This window comes from Nocardia sp. SYP-A9097 (assembly GCF_009649815.1).
In the GTDB taxonomy this organism is placed as follows: domain Bacteria; phylum Actinomycetota; class Actinomycetes; order Mycobacteriales; family Mycobacteriaceae; genus Nocardia.
Genome location: NZ_WJIC01000047.1, coordinates 18,500 through 38,697 on the forward strand (window position 1 = coordinate 18,500; position 20,198 = coordinate 38,697).

The window sequence follows — 20,198 nt, forward strand, 5'->3', positions numbered from 1 at the left end:
GTATCAATGCCGAGTGTGCACTGGCGGCGGCGAATTCGGACCTTTCACCGCCCAGGCTGCACGCTCGGCGAATTATGTTGGGTCAGAGCAGCTTCCAGGCGCTGTCCAGCGCGCCGCGGACGATCTGCTCGATTTCCTGGAATTGCTCAGGGCCGCAGATCAGCGGGGGTGAGAACTGGATTACCGGTTCGGCGCGGTCGTCGGCGCGGCAGTAGAGGCCGTTCTCGAAGAGCTCGTGGGAGACGTGGTTGCGCAGGATGCGGGTGGATTCCTCATCGGTGAAGCGCTCACGGGTGTTCTTGTCCTTGACCAGTTCCACCGCCCAGAAGAAGCCCGCGCCACGGACTTCGCCGACGATCGGGAGGTCGTTCAGCTTGGACAGGGTGCTGCGGAAGGCGTCCTCGTTGTCGAGTACATGCTGGTAGAGGCCCTCGCCCTCGAGAATGTCGAGGTTGGCCAGCGCCACCGCGCAGGACACCGGATGCCCGCCGTAGGTGGAGCCGTGCATGAACATGCTGTCGGTGCGCTGGAACGGCTCCATGATGCGGTCGCTGATCATGACCGCACCCAGCGGCGCATACCCGGAGGTGAGGCCCTTGGCGGTGGTGATCATATCCGGCTGATAGCCGAAACGCTGTGCGCCGAAAGCGGTTCCGAGCCGCCCGAACGCGCAGATCACCTCATCGGAGATGAGCAGCACATCATGCCGATCGCAGATTTCGCGCACGCGCTGGAAGTAGCCGGGCGGCGGGACGAAACAGCCACCGGTGTTCTGCACCGGCTCCAGGAACACCGCGGCGACGGTCTCCGGGCCTTCCATCAGAATGGCCTCTTCGATGCGGTCCGCCGCCCACAGCCCGTAGGCATCGTAGTCGTCGGTGTGCTCGGTGGCCCGATAGAAATTCGTGTTCGGCACCCGGATCGTGCTCGGTACCAGCGGCTCGAAAGGTGCTTTGGCACCCGGGATTCCGGTGATCGACAGCGCGCCCAGCGAGGTGCCGTGGTACGCCATGGACCGGCTGATCGCCTTGTGCTTGGTGGGCTTGCCGATCACCTTGAAGTACTGGCGCGCGAGTTTCCAAGCGGTCTCGACGGATTCGCCACCGCTGACGGTGAAGAACACACGATTGAGATCGCCGGGCGCGGAAGCGGCCAGCCGGTCGGCCAATTCGAGGGCCGGGGGATGGGCGTAACCCCAGATGGGGAAGTACGGCAGGGTCCGCATCTGCCGGGCGGCGGCCTCGGCGAGCTCCTCGCGGCCGTGTCCGACCTGTACTGCGAAGAGTCCGGCCAGTCCGTCCAGGTAGCGCTTGCCCTTGTCGTCATAGAGGTATGCACCCTCGCCTCGGACGATGACCGGGGTATCGGCCTCGTCCTTTCCGTTGTGGCTGGCGAAGTGCATCCAGAGGTGGTCGCGGACGACGCGGGCGGCGTCGGCGGCGTGGGCGGGCTCGGCAGTGGCGGTCATGGTGGGACTCCTCGAAGTCTGGTATTGCTTCGGTTATCCCACATCTTAGCCGGTTCGGCAACCGATTTCGTTGTTACGAGATTGTCAGCTTCGGATTTCGTTGCCGATTATCGAGTGCCCCACTTGTAGGTCTGCTTGTTCAGTTTCAGGTAGACCATGATCTCCGCGTGCCGCACGCCCGCGAGCGCGCGAATGCGATTGGAGACCAGGTCGAGCAGGGCTTCGTCGTCGGGGCAGACGGCCTCGCAGAGGATGTCGTAGCGGCCCGCGCACACCACCACGTAATTGATCTCGTCGATCGTGGAGAGCGCGTCGGCCACCGACTGCACCGGGCCGTCCACGGTGATCGCGATCATGGCCTGCCGGAACAGGCCGACCTGCAAAGGATCCGTGACGGCGACGATCTGGATGACGCCCGCATCGGAGAGCTTCTGCACCCGCTGCCGGACCGCGGCCTCGGACAGGCCCACCGCCTTGCCGATGGTCGCGTAGGCGCGCCGCCCATCTTCCTGCAACTGGGCGATGATCCGCTTGGAGATGTCATCGAGCGCCGGGTTGGTCCGGCTGGAGGTCAGGTCGCTCACGCTCGCCATCCTCCATGACTCGCTGATATCTCACCAATCGTGCCGAGGTGGCGCGCCGCGGCGTGTCGACTATGCGAAAACGTTGTAAATCTTGCGTTTCGCAACTAAATCAGTTGAAAATTTCCATTGACAGTACTGATTTCGTCGCTCACGCTGAGGGTGTGCCACGGCACACCCCGCTCAGCCTCTTCTTGCCGTCATCGAAAGGCCCCTCCCGTGAAAGTCGGCATCCCCCGCGAGATCAAGAACCACGAGTACCGCGTCGCCATCACCCCGTCCGGCGTCGCTGAACTCACCCGCCGCGGCCATCAGGTCTTCATCGAGCGTGAGGCCGGGATCGGCTCCGCCATCACCGATGCCGACTTCACCGCCGCGGGCGCGCAGATCCTGCCCACCGCCGACGAGGTCTGGGGCATTGCCGACATGATCCTCAAGGTGAAGGAGCCCATCGAGGTCGAGTATCCGCGCATGCGCCCCGGCCAGATCCTCTTCACCTACCTGCATCTGGCGGCCTCCCGCGCGTGCACGGAGGCACTGCTGGAGCGCCGGGTCACGGCCATCGCCTACGAAACCGTTCAGCTGCAGGATGGTTCGCTGCCGCTGCTCTCGCCCATGAGTGAGGTCGCAGGTCGACTGGCGGCCCAGGTCGGCGCGTACCACCTGATGGCTCCGTTCGGCGGGCGCGGTGTCCTGCTCGGTGGTGTGCCCGGTGTCGACGGCGCGAAGGTTGTCGTCATCGGCGGCGGTGTCGCGGGTGAGAACGCGGCGGTCATCGCGGCCGGAATGCGTGCGGACGTAACGATTCTCGACGTTTCTATGCCGCGCCTGCGCGATCTGGACCGCCGCTACGGCGATCACATGACCGCGCTGGCCTCCTCCTCGCATGCCATTGCCGAACAGGTGCGCCAGGCCGATCTGGTGATCGGCGCGGTCCTGGTCCCCGGTGCTCGTGCACCCGAACTCGTCTCCAATGAGCTTGTCTCGCAGATGAAGCCGGGTTCCGTGCTGGTGGATATCTCCATCGACCAGGGTGGCTGCTTCGCCGATTCACACCCCACCACGCACGCCGAACCCACCTACCGCGTACATGATTCGGTCTTCTACTGCGTGGCGAATATGCCCGGCGCGGTCCCGAGCACCTCCACCCGTGCCCTCTCCAATGTGACTCTGCCTTACGCGCTCGCCTTGGCGGACAACGGAGTTCAGGCTGCTCTGGCCGCCGATCCGGCCCTCGCCAAGGGTCTGGCCACCATCAACGGTGAACTCACCAGCGAACCGGTGGCCCGCGCACACGGCCTCGGCTCGCTGACTGTGCTCGACGTTCTGGCCGCAGGTCACGCCAGCGCGAACGTATAACCGCGCCGCACCCCGCTCGTGCGCGTCGCTCACCGCGGCCGAGCGCGAGTGGGGGAGGGCACACGTGCCCGGCCGCTACCGCCCGGTACAGGTATCGTCGGGGCGGGGGATCGACGGCGACGGATACCGGTCCGTGCCCATGGCCCCATGAGGACGGACTCTGTTGAACAGGATTCCCCGCCTGGCTCTGATGCTGGCGATTCCGGCGCTGCTATTCCTGGTGCCATGGTGGGTGCTGGTCTACACCACTACCTCCGGTGCGGCTTTCTGGGCGTTGTCGGCGCTGTTCGTGTTCGGCTACGTGGGGCTGCCCGCCGCCATGTTCACCGGCCACGGCCCCAAGCAATCGGATACCGCCGCGCTGATCGGTGATACCGCGCTCGGCGTGATGTGGGTGCTGTTCAGCTGGTCGGTGATCGGCGCCGTGGTGCGCACCGGATTGATAGTCGCCAGAGTGGACGACCCGGCACGATCGCGCATAGTCGCCCTTGGCGTGCTTGCGATTTCGGCTGTGCTGACCGTGTGGGGAATCTACGAGGCGCGCCGAATCCCGCGAGTGAAGACCGTCGAAGTGACGATTCCGAAGCTGGCGCCCGGTCTGGACGGCCTGCGCATGGTGGTCGTCACCGACACCCACTACGCCGCCACCGATCGCCTGCGCTGGTCGGAGCGAGTGGTCGAGATCGTCAACGAGCAAAGGCCCGATATCGCCTGTCACGCAGGCGATCTGGCGGATGGTTCGGTGGTGAAGCGCCGCGCTCAGGTCGATCCCCTGGGCAAGGTCGACGCCGAATTCGGCCGCTTCTACATCACCGGCAATCACGAGTACTTCGGTGACGCCCCGGGCTGGATCGAACATATGGAGGGCCTGGGCTGGCAGCCCCTGCGCAACCAGCACGAGGTAATCGACCGCAATGGCGACCGCCTGATCATGGCCGGCATCGACGATCCCACCGGCGTCTCCCTCTCCGGCCACGGCCCGAACCTCCCCGCGGCCCTCGAGGGCACAGACCCAACCCTCCCGATAATCCTCCTGGCCCACCAGCCCAAACAAATCCCCGACGCAGTGGAAGCCGGTGTGGCCCTGCAAATCTCAGGCCACACCCACGGCGGCCAAATCTGGCCCTTCCGCTACCTGGTCCGCCTCGACCAGCCGGTGGTAGCGGGCCTGACCCGCCACGGCGAAACCCAGCTCTACACCAGCCGGGGCACCGGCTTCTGGGGTCCCCAACTCCGAGTCTTCGCCCCCAGCGAAATCACGGTCTTGATCCTGCGCAGCCCCGAACTCACACGCTGAGCGGCGGCGAGAGTGTGAGAGGCTCGCGTGGGGGCTCGTAGGTGGCCCACGCGGTGGCGAGCCGACGCGCTGCCTCGCGTAGATCCTGTTGTGCCGCAACGAAACTGATGCGAATCCTGTCGGCGCTGCCGGCGGCGTCGAGGCCGGTACCGGGGAGGATGGCGACACCGTGCCGCAGTGCTCGCTGCGCGAAGGAGGTCCCGTCGCCGTGTGGGAGACGGATCCACAGCGTCTGTCCGCCGGAGGCTTCGGGCACCTCCCACTCGGGTAGTCGCGCGGCGAGCTCGGCGCGAAGCAGATCATGGCTTTCCTTGCGCTCCACCGCGATTCGCTCGGTCAGCACATCGAGTTGAGGGATCACTTCGACGGCTGCCAGCTGCGCGGGGATATTGCCGCCCAGATCATGTACGGCGCGCAGTCTGCCGAGACGGGCGATCACCGCCACGGGTGCTCGCACCCACCCGATCCGCAGTCCACCCCACACGATCTTGCTCAGCGACCCGATGGAGATTATCGAATCGTCGTACGCCGCAAGCAGTTTCGGTACCTCGATACCCGGAAACAGCAGGTCCGCGAGCACTTCGTCATCCACCACCGGAACCCCTGCGGCCGCAGCGGATTCGATGAGCCTGCGCCGTGCGAGATCGGAGAGCGAACTCCCCGTGGGGTTGTGGCAGGTAGCGACGACATAGGCCAGCGCCGCCCGCCCGAGCCCGATATTCCCGCTGCCCCGCCCAGCCGAAACCGCCTTTGGCCCAACGGATCTGCAGTCCTGTCCTACCGGGATGGTCCCCAATCCGATGGGTCTGCTCTCGGGTACGGCCGCGACCTCGCGAAATACTTCGAGCGCACCGGGATACGTGGGCGCTTCGACCAGCACCCGATCACCCGGCCGCAGAAATGCGCGCGCGATCAGTGACAGCGCCTGCTGCCCGCCCCCGGTGACCAGTATCTGCCCGGCCTCGGTGGGCACCCCGCGGGCGCGGTAGCGATCGGCGATCACACTGCGCAACTCCGCGATTCCCATCGGGTGATACCCGATATCCGCGGTAATCGCCCCCAACCGCCGCCCCGCACGCAGGTACGCCTCGACCAGTTCGGTCGGCGGAGTATTCGGCGCGGCGCAGGCCAGGGCGATGACATCGGCCTCCGGCTCCAATAGTTGCAAAAACGCCGGTGCCCCGGTCGTATCCGGCGGCGCATCCACGGGTTCCCCCGCGACTCGGGTCCCACTGCCCTGCCGCCGCACCACCCGCTCCTCCACGCTGAGCAGCTCATACGCGGCGACCACCGTATTCCGCCCGACCGCAAGCGCTTTCGCCAGTCCCCGATCGGTCGGCAACCGGGTCCCGGGCGCGAGCTCCCCGGTGTCGATCAGCGCGCGCAGCCTCCCGGCGAGCAGCAGATACAGTGGTCCCCGCCCAGCCGACCACCGCCCAAGTCGGTTGGCGACTTCGATTGGCTCCATAAGGGAACCAATTCTGCCGCATTGGCCCTGTATTCCCCCACCCACCCGAACCACCATGTTCCCCATGGAAAAGATCAACATCGCCGAGGTCATCGCCACTCTCCCGGGCCCCTTCCAGCCCCGAGACCTCGCCACCCCCAACGACTCCGTCATCCGCCTGGCCCGCTTGCACGGCGAATTCCCCTGGCATCACCACGACGAAGACGAACTCTTCCTCTGCTGGGACGGCACCTTCCGCCTGGACCTCCAAGACCACGCCCCGATAACCCTCCACCCGGGCGAAATATTCGTAGTCCCAGCCGGTCTGGAGCATCGCCCGGTCGCTGCCACCCCCGCTCATGTCTTGATGATCGAGCGTCCCGAGACCAAGCAGCACGGCAACTGATCAAGGTTGGCGTGGCTTCCTATCTCGCCCTGGTTTCGTAGGCAGAGAGGCGGCCGACCCATGTCTCGATCGAGCCGACCCGGCCGGGGCACCACTCGGCCGGCAGCGAAAACCAGGCACTGTGGCCAGATTGGGAGCCGTACCCGACTTACCCTTCCGCACTTGGGAATGCACTCACCCTCCCAGCCGAGTCGACCGGCGACATCCACATGTTGATCGATTGGGACGAATGAGACTTCGAAGTCCTTATGTGATTCGAGGGCGGACGGCCGAACGGCCGCAATCGGTGAAATCGATTGCGGCCGTTCGGGATTAAGTTGTCGGTCAGCTGTCGAAGCCCAGGCCGGTGGCGTCCATGACGCGGAGCCAGAGGTTTCGTTTGCCGCCCCGCTGGTCTGCTCGGGCGAGGGACCAGCGTGTGAGTTGAATGCCGATGGAGCGGAAGGGCTCGGGGGGCATGGGGAGGGGGCGGGATTTGACCATCCGGAGGCGGGTACGTTCGGTGTCCAGGTTCCAGAGGCGGTCGAGCATTACCTCTGCGCCGAAACGTGTTGCGCCGACGCCCAATCCGGTGTAGCCGACCGCGTAGGCCAGCTTGCCCTTGTACGCCTTGCCGAAGAAGGCGCAGAAGCGGCCGCAGGTGTCGATGATGCCGCCCCAGCGGTGGGTGAAGCGGACTCCGTCCAATTGAGGGAAGGTTTGGAAGAAGTGCTGGGACAGGATTTCGAAGGTCGCCTCGTTGTAATCCAGTGCGGGCGCGATCTTTCCATTGTAGTGGTAGATGGCGTCGTAACCGCCGAACAGGATGCGATTGTCGCTGGTCAGGCGGTAGTAGTGGAAGCGGTACGAGGCATCGCCCAAGCCCATGCGGTGTTTGCCCCAGCCGATGGATTCCAGCTGCTCCGGGGTCAACGGTTCGGTCATGAGCGCGTAGTCGTAGACCGGCACCACATGTCGTGACACCTTGGCCAGCGGACCCTGGAATGCGTTGGTGCACAACGCGACTCGCGGCGCACGCACCTCACCGTGCGGGGTGTGCAGGGTGAGCGTGCCACCCTTGGACTTGGAAATCCGCTGCACCGGCGTGCCTTCGTAGATGCGCACGCCCTTCTCCAGGCAGGCGCGGCGCAGGCCCCAGGCCAGTCGGGCGGGGTCGAGCATGGCGACGCCGTCCCGGTCCCACCAGCCGCCGAGGTAGGTGGGGGAGTGCACCAGGTCCTGCACCTCCTCCGCGTTGAACAGTTCACTGCGATAACCGAGTTCGATCGCCGCTTCGTGGCTCTCCTGCAGCCACTCCAACTCGTGCGGCATGGTGGCCACCTCGAGCTCGCCGGTGCGCTCGAAATCGCAGTCGATGCTGTAGCGACGGATGGTGGCCTCGATGGCGTCCAGGTTTTCCCGGCCCAGCCGTTCGAGCTGATCGATCTCTTCGGGGAAGCGGTCCACACCATTGGAGAGGCCGTGGGTCAGGCTCGCCGCGCAGAAACCGCCATTGCGGCCGGAGGCGGCGTGCCCGCACATGGCGGATTCGACGAGTACGACGTCGATATCGGGGAACCTCTCCTTTGCCAGCAGCGCCGTCCACAATCCGCTGTACCCGCCGCCGATGATCGCCAGATCGGCGGTCGTGGCCTGGGTGAGGGGATCATTGGGGTGCGGACGCTCCGGCCGGTCGGTCCAGAACGGCGTCGGCGCTGCCTCGGAGAGTGCCGACGCCAACAGTTTGCTTCCTTTGGCCTGCATGGCCGATCAACTCCTTTTCTCTAGCCGCACGGTCCAGCCGGGCGGCCCAACTCACTGTTGTGTTGGTTTGTGGGGTGGGTACGCAAAAGCCGCCGGTGGTCGACGACTACGACCGGGCCCGGCGGCTTGCGGGGAACTCAGCTGAAGGACGCGCGATCGTCCGAGCGGCGGCGATTACGCAGCTGCCCGGCGATGACGAAGACCAGCGAGAGCAGGAAGGTGAGACTGGCGACCGCGTTCACCTGCGGCGGAATGCCACGCAGGTTGATACCCCAGACATACATGGGGAACGTCTCGGTCGTACCGGAGGTGAAGTTGGTGACGACGAAATCGTCGAATGACAGCGAGAACGCCAACAGCGCCGCCGCCATGATGCCGGGCCAGGCCAGTGGCAGGACAACGGACCGGAACGCCTGGAAAGGCGTTGCGTAAAGGTCCATTGCTGCCTCCTGGAGCCTCGGGTCCAATCCGGCCAACCGTGCTTTCACGGTTACCACGACGAACGAGAGGCAAAACATCACGTGTGCAATGAGGATAGCCCAGAAACCGAGTGGAATGCCGAATCCGATGAACAAAGTCAGTAGCGATGACCCCATTACGATCTCCGGCGTCGCCATCGGTACGAAAATCAGCGTCTGCACCGCGGAGCGACCGGTGAAACGGTAGCGGGCCAGCGCGAATGCGATACCGGTGCCGAGCGCGGTCGAAATGATCGCGGCGAGCACTCCGATGAGCAGACTCATTATGAGCGCGTCTTTCAACCCGGCCGGATCGAACATATGCGTCCAGTTGTGCAGGGTGAAATTGAAGTCGTGCAGATCGAGCAAGTATGTGGTGTTGCGGCTACCCGGCTGATTGAACGACAGCAGAATCACCACCGCGATCGGCGCGAGCATGTACGCCAGAATCACCCAGCCGAGCACGAGCACCGCGTTGGCCCGAATCCAGGCCCAGAGTCGACGTGCCATCTCACACCACCTCATCGGTGTCGGTCTTGCGCAGGTACAACATCACCAGCACCAGAATCGCGACCATCAGTACGACCGAGAGCGCGGAGCCGACCGGCAGGTCCTTCACCACCAGCAGGCGGGACTGGATGACATTGCCGATCATGGTGGTGCTGGTATTGCCCAGCAGTTGCGAGTTCACATAGTCGCCGGTGGCGGGCACGAAGGTGAGCAGGGTGCCCGCGACAATGCCGGGCATGGTGAGAGGCAACGTAACTCGCATGAAGGTCCGCACCGGACCGTGCGCGAGATCGGCCGAAGCCTCCAGCAGTCGCGGATCGAGCTTGTCCAGGGAGGTGTACAGCGGCAGCACCGTGAACGGCAGGAAGTTGTAGACAATGCCCGCGATCACCGCGATGGGAGTGGCCAGCAGTCGTCCGTCCGGGCCGAGTAGATGGATCGCCCGCAGCACCGAAACCAGCGGACCGGTATCGGCCAGAATCGCTTTCCACGCGAAGGTGCGCACCAGGAAGCTGGTGAAGAATGGTGCGACCACCAGGATCAGCATGAGGTTCTTCCACCGCCCACTCTTGAGCGCGATGGCGTATGCCAGCGGATAGCCGATGGCGATGCACAGCACGGTCGCGATCAGCGAATAGGCCAGCGACCGGAAGATCTGCGGCTGATACAGATTCCACGCGTAGCTGAAATTGTCCAGCGAGAACGTCTGCGCGTAACCGGTTTCGATGGACCCGGTGCGGTCGTACATGCTGGCCGCGAGCAGCTGCACCGTCGGCACCGCGAAGAACACCAGCAGGAAGATGATGCCGGGCGCGAGCAGCAGATACGGTGCGAGACCGCGCTTTCCGCGCGGTGCGTCCACGGGGGCCGCCGCGGCCGTGGAAGCGGGTAGGACGGCGGGCATTACGACCGTCCCAGTAGGAACGCGTGATCGGGGTGCCAGTGCACCGCCACCTGCGAACCGGGCGCGATCACATTGCCGGGACCGGCATTGGGCACCTGCGCGGTGAGCTCCTGACCCCAGGGCGCCTGCACCAGATACTGGGTGGACACACCCAGGAAGATGGCATCGGTGACAACACCGGTGACATGCGCGCGGCCCTCCGGAACGGATTCGGGATCGCTTGCGAGAGCGATCTTTTCGGGCCGGATACCGAGCGCGGCCGCACCGGCGGTGACCCGGCAGCGTGCGGCGGGAACCGCGAGCCGATTGCCCTGCGCGTCGATGCTCACCGTCTCGCCGCTACCGGTGACCTCGGCCTCGATGAGATTGGTCTGCCCGAGGAAATTGGCCACGAAGGCGCTCGCCGGGAAGTCGTAGATCTCTTGCGGCGCACCGAATTGCTCGAGCTTGCCCGCGTTCATCACCGCGACGGTATCGGCCATACTCATGGCCTCTTCCTGATCGTGGGTGATGTGCACGAAGGTAATGCCGACTTCGGTCTGCAGCCGCTTGAGCTCGAGCTGCATCTGCCTGCGAAGCTTGAGATCCAGTGCGCCCAAAGGCTCGTCGAGCAGCAGCACCTCGGGATGATTCACCAGCGCGCGGGCCAGCGCCACACGCTGCTGCTGACCGCCGGAGAGCTGTGCTGGCTTACGCGTCGCGAACCCTTCCAGCTGAACGAGTTTCAGCATCTGATGCGCCTGCTGGCGGGCATCGGCCTTGTTGATTCCCTTGCGCCGCAAGCCGTACGAAACATTGTCCTCGACGGTCATATGCGGGAAGAGCGCATAGCTCTGGAAGACGGTATTGATCGGCCGACGGTACGGTCGCAAGGATGTGATGTCCTTGTCGCCCAGCATGATTCGCCCGGAAGTGGGTTCCTCCAGCCCCGCGATCATGCGCAGCGTGGTGGTCTTACCGCAGCCCGACGCGCCGATAATGGCGAAGAACGAGCCGTCCGGGATGGTGAGATCGAGATTGTCGACGGCGGAGAAATCGCCGAAACTCTTACTGACGCCCTCGATACGTAGGTCTTGATCGGACATGTCGATTCTCACGCCCCTGTCAGGGCCTGGAACTTGGACTGATAGTCCTTTTCCTTGGCTTCGCTCAGCGACATGAAGATCTGCAGCGACTTCTGCATCTCCGGGGTCGGGAAGATCAATTCGTTCTGTGCCAGTTCGGGATTGAACTTCGCCATTTCCTCCTGCGCACCGGCGACCGGGCAGACATAGTTGACGAAGGCCGAGAGTCGAGCCGCGATGGCCGGGTCGTAATACCAGTCCAGCAGCGCCATGGCATTGGCGGCGTGCGCGGAGGTGACCGGGATCAGCGCCTCGTCGGAGTAGAGCACCGCGCCCTCGGCCGGGCTGATGAACTTTACCTTCGGATCCTGCGCATTGAGCTGAATGACATCGCCGGACCAGGCCATACAGGCCGCGATATCGCCCTTGGCCAGATCCTGCACATAGTCATTGCCGGTGAACTTGCGGATATGCCCGGACTGAACGGCCTTCTGCAACTTGGCAAGTGCGTTGTCGTAGTCGTCATCGGTGAACTTGGCAGCGCTCTTACCGATGGAGTGCAGCATCAGGCCCATGGTGTCCGGCATTTCGGTGAGGCAGACGACCTTGCCCTTGAGATCGGGGCGGGTCAGCAGTTCATCGATGCTGCGAACTTCCTTGGTGACATTGGTATTAACGCCGATGCCCACCAGGCCGGACTGCCACGGCGCCATGTGATTGTTCTGCGGATCGATATCCGAGTTGCGCAGCATGGGATGCAGATTCTTCACGAAGTTCGGCATCTTGGAGACGTCGAGCGGCTGGGTGTAACCCTGGCGTACCACGCGCACCGCGGTGGAATCCGAGAGCACCATGATGTCGCGGGAGATGCTCTGACAGTTGGTCAGCTGCGCGCTGACCTTGCCCCAGAACTCATTGTTGTCATTGATATCCGCGACATAGCTGACCTTGACACCGGACTTGGCGGTGAATTCCGCCATGGTCGGATGCACTTCGGCATTGTCGGCGGCCTCGTCGAGATAGCCGGGCCAGTTGGAGAAATTGAGGGTCTTCTCCGAGGCCGAGGCATCGGCGGGGGGCGTGCAGGCGGGGGAACCGCCATTGGAGGACGAACCCTTGGTGCCGCATGCGGCCAGGGTGCCGGCTGCGGCGATAAGACCTCCGGCGCGCAACAGACCGCGGCGAGAGGGCCGGGCGGAGAGCATGCTGCGCAGCTCGGGAGGGAGTGAGTCCGGAGACTTGTTCATGAGGGGCCGCACCTTCATCGGAACCGGTAAAAAAGTTCGCAGCCTTGCTGCGGTGTGGAACTGATAGTTCCACAGTCTTGTTACAAATCAAGCGATTCCATTGAAAATTCCACGTTACGCAACGAATTTAGTTGTCAAGCGTGGTTTCTCTTGCGTAGGCGCGACAACAAGGGCAGGCGCCGATAGGGCAGAGTCATCGGCGCCCGCCCTCGCGGGCGACGAGCAGGTTGCCGCACTGCTCGTCGGGCTCTATTGGGTTGTCGAAGCGTGTTATTCGGCGGAGAAGATCACGTCGTGCCACGGCTTGTGCGCGGCGGCGGTGATATCCGACATGACGTGCTTGACATTGGTGTACTCGTCGAACGAGTACGTGGACATGTCTTTTCCGAAGCCGGAGGCCTTGTACCCGCCATGCGGCATTTCGCTGATGATCGGAATGTGGTCGTTGATCCACACGCAGCCGGCCTGGATCTCGCGGCTGGCGCGCTGCGTGCGATACACATTGCGGGACCAGGCCGAGGCGGCGAGCCCGTAGGCGGTGTCATTCGCGAGCGTGATCGCCTCGTCATCGGTATCGAATGGCAATACCACGAGCACGGGTCCGAAGACCTCGTTCTGGACGATCTCGGAATCCTGTGCGACACCGGTGATCAAAGTCGGCTCGTAATAGGAGCCACCCGGCGCGGTATTCTCGGGAATTCGCCCGCCGCGCACTATCTTTGCGCCGTACTCGCGAGCTCGATCGACCATCGCGATCACCTTGTCGCGATGCGCCATCGAAATCAGCGGTCCCATATCGGTTTCCGGCTCATCCACCGGACCCAATGTCACCCGATCCATGATTTCGGCTACGCGAGAGACGAATTCGTCGAACAGCGGGCGTTGCACATAGGCGCGCGTGGCGGCGGTGCAATCCTGGCCGACATTGATCAGCGAACCCGCGACCGCACCGCGTGCGGCGGCTTCGAGGTCGGCATCGTCGAATACGACGAACGGCGCTTTACCGCCGAGCTCGAGATGCACGCGCTTCACCGAACCCGCCGCGGTGGCGGCGACCTGCCGGCCGACCACGGTCGAACCGGTGAAGGACACCATGGCCACATCGCGATGCTCGACCAGCGCCTGGCCGGCGACGGCACCGACTCCGGTGAGCACATTGATCACGCCCGCGGGCACGCCCGCCTCGGTCGCGATCTCCGCGAACAGCAGCGAGGTGAGCGGGGTCAGCTCGGAAGGCTTGAGCACGATCGTGTTTCCGGCCGCGATGGCGGGCAGGATCTTCCAGGCCGCCATCTGCAGTGGGTAGTTCCACGGCGAGATGGAGCCGATGACGCCGAGCGCCTCGCGGCGAATCGAGGAGGTGTGGTCGGCGGAGTACTCCGCGGACGCCTTGCCCTCCAGATGACGGGCCGCACCGGCGAAGAAGGCGACATTGTCGAGGGTGCCGGGCACATCGAATTCGGTGGCGAGCCGGATCGGCTTGCCCGCGTTGCGGCTTTCGACAGCGGCCAGCTCGGCTGCCCGCTCGCGCAGCAACAGCGCCCAGTTGTGCATGATGTCCGATCGTTCGCCGGGCGTCATGCCCGACCAGATCGGGAAGGCCGCGCGGGCAGCGGCGACCGCGGCCTCCACATCGGCGATGCTCGCGCTCGCACCGGAGGCGATGACCTCGCCGGTGGAGGGCGCGGTGATGGACAGCGGCTCACCCGACCCGGGACGGCGGACGCCGCCGATGAATTGCAGTTCTTGCGTGCTCACTGCTCTCCTAGCTTGTGTCGGTGTTCACCGTAGTGACACCGTATGTTCGCTTTGTTACCGGGGGTTTGCCAGCGGCCTGCGCGGGCTCCGCACAGGCCGCTATAGCGAACGGCTACTGCAGGTGCGAATCCGCGACCGTAAGAGCCTGATCCAGAATCGCCAGTCCCTCCTTGGCCTCGGCCTCGGAGATATTGCACGGCGGAACGACATGCAGGCGATTGAAATTCATGAACAGCAACAGACCCGCGGCCTTGGCTGCCGCGGCGGTCTCGGCCATGGCCGGGCTGGTGCCACCGTAGGGTGCGAGCGGTTCGCGAGTCTCGCGATCGCTCACCAACTCGAGGGCCCAGAAGACACCGAGGCCGCGGACCTCGCCGATGCTCGGATGCCGTTCGGCCAGCTCCCGCAGTGCGGGGCCGAGGATGTTCTCGCCCATGCTCGCGGCGTTCTCGACCATGCCCTCATCGGTCATGGCATTGATGGTCGCGACAGCGGCCGCCGTTGCCAGGGGATGCCCGGAGTAGGTGAGCCCACCCGGGTAGGCGCGATCGTCGAACGTGGCGGCGATATGCGGCGCGATGGCCACGCCACCGAGCGGCACATAGCCGGAGTTCACGCCCTTGGCGAAGGTGATCAGGTCGGGCACGACATCGAAATGCTGTATGGCGAACCACTTTCCGGTACGCCCGAAGCCCGCCATCACCTCATCGGCGATGAAGACGATGCCGTACCTGTCGCAGATCTCCCGCACGCCCTGCATGTATCCCACCGGGGGAACCATGATTCCGGCGGTACCGGGCACCGATTCGAGCACGATGGCCGCGATGGTGGCCGGGCCCTCGAACAGGATGGTCTGCTCGAGATGCTCGAGCGCGCGCTGCGACTCCTCCGCCTCGGTGCTCGCATGGAACTGCGAGCGGTAGAGGAACGGGCCGAAGAAGTGTCCGATGCCGCTGTTGCCGTGGTCATTCGGCCAGCGACGCGGGTCGCCGGTCAGATTGATCGCGGTCTCGGTGCCGCCATGGTACGAGCGGTAACGCGAGAGCACCTTGTAGCGCCCGGTGTGCAAGCGCGCCATACGAATAGCGTGCTCGATGGCGTCCGCGCCACCATTGGTGAAGAAGATCCGGTTCAGCTCACCCGGGGTGCGCTCGGCAATGAGCCGGGCGGCCTCCGAGCGCGCGTCGTTCACATGCTGCGGTGCGATGGTGCACAGTTTGGCGGCCTGATCCTGAATAGCCGCAACGACTTTCGGATGCTGATGGCCGATATTGGTGTTCACCAGCTGCGAGGAGAAGTCCAGCAGCCGGTTACCGTCGCCGTCCCACACATACGAGCCCTGGGTCGCCGACACCGTCATCGGCTTGATCTGCGCCTGCGCCGACCACGAGTGGAATACATGCTTGCGATCGAGTTCGTAAGCGCGCGTCGCTTGTTCGCGCGCCGCCTCGGGCGTCAATCCATTGGGAAGAGTCATGGGGGTTCCTCCTCAGCTGTTCTGCGGGAAGCCGAGATTCAGCCCGCCGTGGCTCGGATCGAGCCAGCGCGAGGTGACGGCCTTGGTGCGGGTGAAGAAGTGCACGCCGTCGATGCCGTGCGCATGCGAATCGCCGAAGAGGGAATTCTTCCAGCCACCGAAACTGTAGTACGCCATGGGAACCGGGATCGGGACGTTGATGCCGACCATGCCGACCTCGACCTCGTTGTGGAAGCGCCGAGCCGCGCCGCCGTCATTGGTGAAGATGGCGGTGCCATTGCCGTACTGGTTGGAATTGATGAGAGCCAGTGCGTCGTCATAGGTTTCGACGCGAACGACCGAGAGCACCGGGCCGAAGATCTCGTCGGTGTAGACGCTCATATCGGTGGTGACATGGTCGAGAATGGTCGGGCCGAGCCAGAAGCCGTTCTCGCCGCCATCGGCCTCGACGGTGCGGCCGTCGAGCACCACGGTGGCTCCGGCTGCTTCGCCTGCGGCCACGTACGAGGCGACCTTGTCGCGGTGCGCCTCGGTGACCAGCGGGCCCATATCCGCGCCGGTGGTGCCGTCGCCGGTGCGAATGGTCTTGGTGCGCTCGGCAATTCGAGCAACCAGATCATCGGCGATCGGGCCGACCGCGACCAGCGCGCTGATAGCCATGCAACGCTCACCGGCGGAGCCGAAGCCCGCGTTCACGGCGGCGTCGGCAGCCAGATCCAGATCGGCGTCCGGCAGTACCACCATGTGGTTCTTCGCGCCGCCCAGGGCCTGCACGCGCTTACCGTGCGCGGTGCCGCGCTCGTACACGTACTTGGCGATCGGGGTGGAGCCGACGAACGAAACCGCCTTGATGGCAGGGTTTTCCAGCAGTTCGTCCACGGCGACCTTGTCACCCTGCACGATATTGAAGACGCCCGGGGGCAGTCCGGCCTCTTCCCACAGTGCCGCGATCCACAGCGCCGCGGACGGATCCTTCTCGGAAGGCTTGAGCACCACGGTATTTCCGGCGGCAATCGCGACCGGGAAGAACCACATGGGCACCATGGCCGGGAAGTTGAACGGCGAGATGACCGCGACCGGGCCGAGCGGCTGGCGGATGGAGAAGATGTCCACCTTGGTGGAGGCGTTCTCGGTGTAGCCACCCTTGAGCAGATGCGGTATGCCGCAGGCGAATTCGACGACCTCGAGCCCGCGGGTCACCTCACCGAGCGCGTCGGAGAGCACCTTGCCGTGCTCGGAGGTGATGATCGCCGCCATCTCGCCCTTGCGCTCGTTGAGCAGCTCGCGGAAGCGGAACAGCACCTGGGTGCGCTTGGAAAGGGAGGCGTCACGCCAGGCCGGGAAGGCGGCCGCGGCGGCGTCGACGACCGTACGCACGTCGGCGACATTCGCGAGCGCGACCTGTCCGGTCACGACTCCGGTCGCCGGGTTGGTCACGGGCGCGGTGGCCTCGCTGGTGCCGGCAAAAGGCTTGCCGTCGAGCCAGTGTGCGATGGTCTGCATATCTCCTCGATTCATGGAAGTTCACGGGTCCGCGTTGTCTCGCCCGGTATTCGTAGCCGCCCGCCGTATCTGCATTGCCGGATTTATCTCGGCATATGGAGATGGGCCCGTCCCCCGTCACCGGCATGACGGGAGGCGGGCCGCGGAGGCGGGCGTGGGCGGAACCGTTGCCCACGGCTACCGGTGGTCGCGGCGGCGGATGCGCGGTGCGCTCGGGCTGAGCTGTGCGTTGATCCGTGGTGCCGTTACTGCCGGTGTCGGAGAGTCGTGGGGCGGGACTGCGGTGGCCCGAGTCCTACTCTGCACCATGCTCGCGGCCGTGTACCCCGACACTTTGTACGCTCTCGAGGGTCTCGTATTACGATTCGTCGGTGCTCCTCTCCGTCGCTGATGTGCTGGCGATTCCTGTGGTGCGCGCCGGGCAGCCGGAAGTCGTCGGCGGCGGGTCTCTGGACCGGCCGGTGCGATGGGTGCACGTCAGCGAACTATCGGATGTCGCGAAACTACTGGTCGGTCGTGAATTGATCCTCACCACCGGGCAGGCGCTGTCGGATGGCGATACCGCCACCGTCGAATATCTGGAATCCCTTGCCGCCGCCGGTGTCTCCGGGCTCGTCGTCGAACTCGGCACCTATGTGAAGGAACTGCCGCCGATCGTGGCGCAGACCGCGGACCGCCTGAACCTGCCCGTGGTCGCACTCGCGCAGGTGGTGCGATTCGTCGAGGTTACCGAGGCGGTGCACCGCGTCATCGTGGCCGATCAATACGCCGAACTCGAGTTCGCCCGCACCGTGCACGAGACCTTCACCGCGCTGAGCGTGCGCCGCGCCTCACTCGCCGAGATCGTGAAAACGGCGGCCGGGATGCTCGACGCCTCCGTCGTGCTGGAGGACTTGACACATCGGGTGCTGGCCTCGACCGCGCGGCACACCGCCACCTCGACACTGCTCGAACACTGGGAAACCACCTCGCGACTACTGCCCGACCATGACGCGAATGTGGTTCCAGTCGGGCCGCATACCCAACGCTGGGGCCGGCTCATCCTGCGCTCCAGCCGAGTTCCCAATGCTCGTGCGCGCATGGTGCTCGAGCGCGCGGCGCAGACCCTGACCCTGCATCGCATGGTCGAACGTGATCGCTTCGGCCTGCATCGCCAGGCCCAGACCGGCTTCATCGACGATATGATCACCGGCCGCCTCACCGACGAACGCGATGCCGTCGCACTCGCCGCCACCCTGGGCCTGGCCCGCCGCTCGCGCTACATCCCCCTGGCGATCGACGTGACAGCGCCGGTCGAATCCGACCCGGTGGCCCAACAGCGGCGCACCGCAGCGATTCTCGATGCCGCCATGCACGGCGTGGGTCTCGCCCGAGTGACCGCGCTGGCCGCGCCGGACCACGGCAACCGCGTGAATATGATCCTCGCGCTCTCCCGCACCGGTGACCTGGACAGCACCCTCACCGTGGTCTGCACCGGCATGCTCGGCGAAATCCGCCGCGTCTCCGGAGTCGAGCGCGCCGTGGTAGGCGTTGGCGCGGAATCGGATTCGCTCCTGGATACCGCCCGCGAACTCTCCCAAGCCGCTCACGTCGCGGAGGTGGCGCTGGCCCTGAGCTCGTCCTCCTCCACCCGCCCCTACTACCGCAGCGGCGATGTCCGCCTCCGTGGCCTGCTCTCCCTGATCCGCGACGAGCCCGGCGTGCAGCGCTTCGCCGAGACCGAACTGAGTGCCCTGCTCCGCCACGACATCCGCCAGGCCACCGACCTCACCCGCACCCTGCGCCAATTCCTGGACCTGGCAGGCAATAAAACCGAACTTGCCAAGCGCCTCAATATTTCCCGCCCCACCCTCTACGACCGCCTCTCCCGCATCGAACGCATTCTCGACGTGGATTTGGACGACGGTGAAACCCGCACCTCCCTGCACACCGCCCTCCTGATCCGCGATCTCACCGTCCCCGGCGACCTCTGACAAAGCGCCAGAACCGGATTCGGTCCGGTGGTGATGGCGGTAACCGGTTTGCGGGGTTACCTTCGAAGGATGGCAATCGACAACGCCTCCGCCGCTTGGGTTCCGGACGCGTGCACCCTGCCAACGGTCGAACAGCCGACACGGGTCGCGGAATTCGAACGGCTCTTCGGCAGTTCGGTTCGCGCGGTCACACGGCCGAACCCGGCCCGGCTCGAACTGACCCTGCTCGCCGCCGCAGAGTCGGCGGCCCGGGAGCTGGCCGCACGCGAATCCCAATGCTGTGCGTTCTTCGCCTTCGACTTCGACAGCGACACGGCCGGAACACTGATGCGAATCGGCGTCCCGACCGGACAGGTCGAGGTATTGGATGCCCTGGAGACGCGGGCCGCGCTGCGCTGAAATCCGCCAGTCCGGAGCTCTGAACCCGGGGCGTGGTTATTGGCCGGAAACGGTTGCGCGGCACGGGATTCGATTACCGACGCGGTCGCAGCCCCGCGAGGAGCATGTCGTACACCCTGTCGACGTAGTCGCGAGTCAATGGTTTCTGGGTGATCAGGAACTGAAAATACATCGGCCCGGACAGGATCGTCATCGCGAGGTCCAGCCGGAACGTGGCACCTGCGGCGATCGCCGGTACGGGTCGGGTGAGGTGCTGCGGTTGGTGCAGGTCCGGGTGCTGGCAGGGGCGGGCGTGCCACTTACCGAAATCGGCGATCTGCTCGACTAGCTCGCCGAAGTCGAACGAGTCCTCGGCGGTGCTGCCAATTTCCGCCGGTGCCAACCGATTTCGGCTCAGCCGACCGCCTGTGAGAAGGGCCGATCCCGCTCTGCATGACCACGGTGTGTCGGCAGCTTCGGCGTGGCGCAGTGAAAACCTGCAGTTCAGAAGGGTTTTCGGGTTCCGTGGGGTGATCTTCGTTGGTAGAATTAGCACATGAGTTCGAGCGTGGGAGCTGTGAGTGTGGAGGGGGTCGGCCCGGTGGGCGACCTCGCTACCGCGTTG

Annotated in this window: 17 protein-coding genes; 5 read left to right on the forward strand and 12 right to left on the reverse strand. The window is 64.9% G+C overall.

Features of this window, described 5'->3' with window-relative positions; all coding sequences use genetic code 11:
* Positions 1-82: 82 nt before the first annotated feature.
* Positions 83-1,468 (reverse strand): aspartate aminotransferase family protein, encoded by a 1,386-nt coding sequence (locus GFY24_RS38785; RefSeq protein ID WP_153810108.1) that lies wholly within the window; start codon positions 1,466-1,468, stop codon positions 83-85.
* Positions 1,469-1,575: 107 nt separating this feature from the next.
* Positions 1,576-2,061: an Lrp/AsnC family transcriptional regulator gene (locus GFY24_RS38790; RefSeq protein WP_153810109.1), complete on the reverse strand. Its 486-nt coding sequence runs from the start codon at positions 2,059-2,061 to the stop codon at positions 1,576-1,578.
* Positions 2,062-2,268: 207 nt separating this feature from the next.
* Between GFY24_RS38790 and ald the strand changes: the two genes are divergently transcribed.
* Together ald and GFY24_RS38800 are read left to right on the forward strand one after the other, a co-directional pair.
* Complete coding sequence (gene ald / locus GFY24_RS38795) at positions 2,269-3,408, forward strand: alanine dehydrogenase (protein WP_309231876.1); 1,140 nt, start codon at positions 2,269-2,271, stop codon at positions 3,406-3,408.
* Between the two features lie 163 nt (positions 3,409-3,571).
* Positions 3,572-4,705 carry a metallophosphoesterase gene (locus GFY24_RS38800; protein ID WP_228567088.1) on the forward strand — a complete coding sequence of 378 codons (1,134 nt, stop codon included), beginning with the start codon at positions 3,572-3,574 and terminating at the stop codon, positions 4,703-4,705.
* Here the strand turns inward: GFY24_RS38800 and GFY24_RS38805 are convergent.
* A complete protein-coding gene (locus GFY24_RS38805; RefSeq protein WP_153810110.1) occupies positions 4,695-6,173 on the reverse strand; it encodes a PLP-dependent aminotransferase family protein in 1,479 nt (492 codons plus the stop codon). The two genes, GFY24_RS38800 and GFY24_RS38805, sit on opposite strands and share 11 nt — an antisense overlap.
* A gap of 64 nt (positions 6,174-6,237) precedes the next feature.
* Between GFY24_RS38805 and GFY24_RS38810 the strand changes: the two genes are divergently transcribed.
* On the forward strand, positions 6,238-6,558 hold the full coding sequence (locus GFY24_RS38810; RefSeq protein ID WP_228567089.1) for a cupin domain-containing protein: 321 nt from the start codon (positions 6,238-6,240) through the stop codon (positions 6,556-6,558).
* 324 nt (positions 6,559-6,882) lie between these two features.
* Here the strand turns inward: GFY24_RS38810 and GFY24_RS38815 are convergent, their stop codons facing one another.
* The 8 genes from GFY24_RS38815 to GFY24_RS38850 all read right to left on the reverse strand — a co-directional run bounded on the left by GFY24_RS38815 (position 6,883) and on the right by GFY24_RS38850 (position 17,222).
* Positions 6,883-8,301 (reverse strand): FAD-binding oxidoreductase, encoded by a 1,419-nt coding sequence (locus GFY24_RS38815; protein ID WP_153810112.1) that lies wholly within the window; start codon positions 8,299-8,301, stop codon positions 6,883-6,885.
* A 137-nt stretch (positions 8,302-8,438) separates the two neighbouring features.
* Complete coding sequence (locus GFY24_RS38820; RefSeq protein ID WP_153810113.1) at positions 8,439-9,269, reverse strand: ABC transporter permease; 831 nt, start codon at positions 9,267-9,269, stop codon at positions 8,439-8,441.
* A gap of 1 nt (position 9,270) precedes the next feature.
* The gene (locus GFY24_RS38825) at positions 9,271-10,173 is read right to left on the reverse strand and encodes an ABC transporter permease (RefSeq protein ID WP_153810114.1); all 903 of its coding nucleotides are present in this window, start codon (positions 10,171-10,173) and stop codon (positions 9,271-9,273) included.
* Complete coding sequence (locus GFY24_RS38830; protein WP_153810115.1) at positions 10,173-11,258, reverse strand: ABC transporter ATP-binding protein; 1,086 nt, start codon at positions 11,256-11,258, stop codon at positions 10,173-10,175. Before GFY24_RS38830 ends, GFY24_RS38825 begins: the two co-directional genes overlap by 1 nt.
* 8 nt (positions 11,259-11,266) lie before the next feature.
* On the reverse strand, positions 11,267-12,484 hold the full coding sequence (locus GFY24_RS38835) for a PotD/PotF family extracellular solute-binding protein (RefSeq protein ID WP_228567090.1): 1,218 nt from the start codon (positions 12,482-12,484) through the stop codon (positions 11,267-11,269).
* 270 nt (positions 12,485-12,754) lie between these two features.
* Positions 12,755-14,242, reverse strand: coding sequence for a gamma-aminobutyraldehyde dehydrogenase (locus tag GFY24_RS38840; RefSeq protein ID WP_309231877.1), 1,488 nt, complete (start codon positions 14,240-14,242; stop codon positions 12,755-12,757).
* Between the two features lie 112 nt (positions 14,243-14,354).
* Positions 14,355-15,719, reverse strand: coding sequence for an aspartate aminotransferase family protein (locus GFY24_RS38845; protein WP_153810116.1), 1,365 nt, complete (start codon positions 15,717-15,719; stop codon positions 14,355-14,357).
* A 12-nt stretch (positions 15,720-15,731) separates the two neighbouring features.
* Positions 15,732-17,222 (reverse strand): CoA-acylating methylmalonate-semialdehyde dehydrogenase, encoded by a 1,491-nt coding sequence (locus GFY24_RS38850; protein WP_153810117.1) that lies wholly within the window; start codon positions 17,220-17,222, stop codon positions 15,732-15,734.
* Positions 17,223-17,593: 371 nt separating this feature from the next.
* Between GFY24_RS38850 and GFY24_RS38855 the strand changes: the two genes are divergently transcribed.
* Together GFY24_RS38855 and GFY24_RS38860 are read left to right on the forward strand one after the other, a co-directional pair.
* Positions 17,594-19,195, forward strand: coding sequence for a PucR family transcriptional regulator (locus GFY24_RS38855; protein ID WP_309231878.1), 1,602 nt, complete (start codon positions 17,594-17,596; stop codon positions 19,193-19,195).
* 69 nt (positions 19,196-19,264) lie between these two features.
* Positions 19,265-19,594 carry a hypothetical protein gene (locus tag GFY24_RS38860; protein ID WP_153810118.1) on the forward strand — a complete coding sequence of 110 codons (330 nt, stop codon included), beginning with the start codon at positions 19,265-19,267 and terminating at the stop codon, positions 19,592-19,594.
* Between the two features lie 73 nt (positions 19,595-19,667).
* Here GFY24_RS38860 and GFY24_RS42695 read toward each other — a convergent pair.
* On the reverse strand, positions 19,668-20,198 hold a 531-nt coding region (locus GFY24_RS42695; protein WP_228567091.1), incomplete at its 5' end, for a TetR/AcrR family transcriptional regulator C-terminal ligand-binding domain-containing protein.

Excerpts from the sequence above, each read along its gene's own strand:
- GFY24_RS38815 (WP_153810112.1), bottom strand. The coding sequence starts at position 8,301 with ATGCAGGCCAAAGGAAGCAAACTGTTGGCGTCGGCACTCTCCGAGGCA.
- GFY24_RS38845 (WP_153810116.1), bottom strand. The coding sequence starts at position 15,719 with ATGACTCTTCCCAATGGATTGACGCCCGAGGCGGCGCGCGAACAAGCG.
- GFY24_RS38820 (WP_153810113.1), bottom strand. The coding sequence starts at position 9,269 with ATGGCACGTCGACTCTGGGCCTGGATTCGGGCCAACGCGGTGCTCGTG.
- GFY24_RS38785 (WP_153810108.1), bottom strand. The coding sequence starts at position 1,468 with ATGACCGCCACTGCCGAGCCCGCCCACGCCGCCGACGCCGCCCGCGTC.
- GFY24_RS38830 (WP_153810115.1), bottom strand. The coding sequence starts at position 11,258 with ATGTCCGATCAAGACCTACGTATCGAGGGCGTCAGTAAGAGTTTCGGC.
- GFY24_RS38825 (WP_153810114.1), bottom strand. The coding sequence starts at position 10,173 with ATGCCCGCCGTCCTACCCGCTTCCACGGCCGCGGCGGCCCCCGTGGAC.
- GFY24_RS38835 (WP_228567090.1), bottom strand. The coding sequence starts at position 12,484 with ATGAACAAGTCTCCGGACTCACTCCCTCCCGAGCTGCGCAGCATGCTC.
- GFY24_RS38850 (WP_153810117.1), bottom strand. The coding sequence starts at position 17,222 with ATGCAGACCATCGCACACTGGCTCGACGGCAAGCCTTTTGCCGGCACC.
- GFY24_RS38790 (WP_153810109.1), bottom strand. The coding sequence starts at position 2,061 with ATGGCGAGCGTGAGCGACCTGACCTCCAGCCGGACCAACCCGGCGCTC.
- GFY24_RS38805 (WP_153810110.1), bottom strand. The coding sequence starts at position 6,173 with ATGGAGCCAATCGAAGTCGCCAACCGACTTGGGCGGTGGTCGGCTGGG.
- GFY24_RS38810 (WP_228567089.1), top strand. The coding sequence starts at position 6,238 with ATGGAAAAGATCAACATCGCCGAGGTCATCGCCACTCTCCCGGGCCCC.
- GFY24_RS38860 (WP_153810118.1), top strand. The coding sequence starts at position 19,265 with ATGGCAATCGACAACGCCTCCGCCGCTTGGGTTCCGGACGCGTGCACC.